This is a genomic window from Variovorax sp. WDL1 (genome assembly GCF_001541225.1).
Classification (GTDB): domain Bacteria; phylum Pseudomonadota; class Gammaproteobacteria; order Burkholderiales; family Burkholderiaceae_C; genus Variovorax.
The window spans coordinates 45,063-46,041 of sequence record NZ_LMTS01000021.1 but is presented as its reverse complement, the minus strand read 5'-3'; the positions used below and the strand labels follow the sequence as shown (position 1 = coordinate 46,041).

General features: G+C 66.9%; 1 protein-coding gene. It reads right to left on the bottom strand.

Features of this window, described 5'->3' with window-relative positions; all coding sequences use genetic code 11:
- A partial coding sequence (locus APY03_RS02025) for a HAMP domain-containing protein (protein ID WP_157103362.1) occupies positions 1–727 on the bottom strand: 727 nt, incomplete at its 3' end.
- Positions 728–979: the final 252 nt, after the last annotated feature.

The window sequence follows — 979 nt, the reverse complement described above, 5'->3', positions numbered from 1 at the left end:
TGACGGCCACTTCGGAGGCCGAGAGCGCCAGCTGATTGGCTTGTCGCGCGTTGTCCGCGTTCTGCTTGACGGTGGAGGTCAGCTCTTCCATCGAGGCGGCCGTCTGCTCCAGCGAGCTGGCCTGTTCCTCGGTGCGCGACGAGAGATCCTGGTTGCCCACTGCAATCTGCTGCGACGCGGTCACGATCGAATCGGTCGATTCCTTGATGCGGGTCACTACGTCGGTCAGCGTGTCCTCCATCTCGCCCATGCCCCGCAGCAGGCGGCCGAACTCGCCGCTGCGTTCGGTCTCGAATTCCTTGCTGAGGTCGCCGGCCGCCACCGTTTCGGCGATGAAGATGGCCTCGTCCAGCGGCCGGACGATGCTGCGCACCAGCCCGATGGTCCAGCCGATGCCGGTCGCCAGCGCGAGCAGGCCCAGGCCCAGCAGGAGCCACTGCGTGTCGTCGATGGTGCGTTGGAGCTCGGCGGCTGTCGCGCGGGCCTGCCGCCCCTGCTCTTCGGCCAGGGCTGAGAGCTGCTTTTGAACGCCTTCCGCGACCGCGGCTCCCTGCCCCAGCTGCCGGATGCCGCCCTGCAGCATCTCCTGCTGCGCGGCGCCGGCGCGCTCGTGGATCTCGGCCATGCCGCGCAAGCGCACCATGCCCATTGCGATCGATGTTGCCATCAACAGGAGCACGATCCCGAAACCCCATCCGAGACGGGTCGCGATCTTCATATTCCGCATGCTTGTTCCTCGACGGCCGCCGATCGGGGCCCGGTCATGAGCCTTATCGGCAGGCGCCCGCGGGAACTTGAGAGTCCAAGCCTAGGTGTAAACCCCAGGAGGTCGCCGCAAGGAAGCTATCCGTCGATCGGCACGCCGCCGCCGAAGCGGACGACCCACTGGTCCCAGAGCTCCTGGTTGACGGCGGCGAACGGGCGCTGCCAGGCTGTCAGCATTTGCAGCTGGATCTGCTGCGCCTGCATCAAGCTCTGG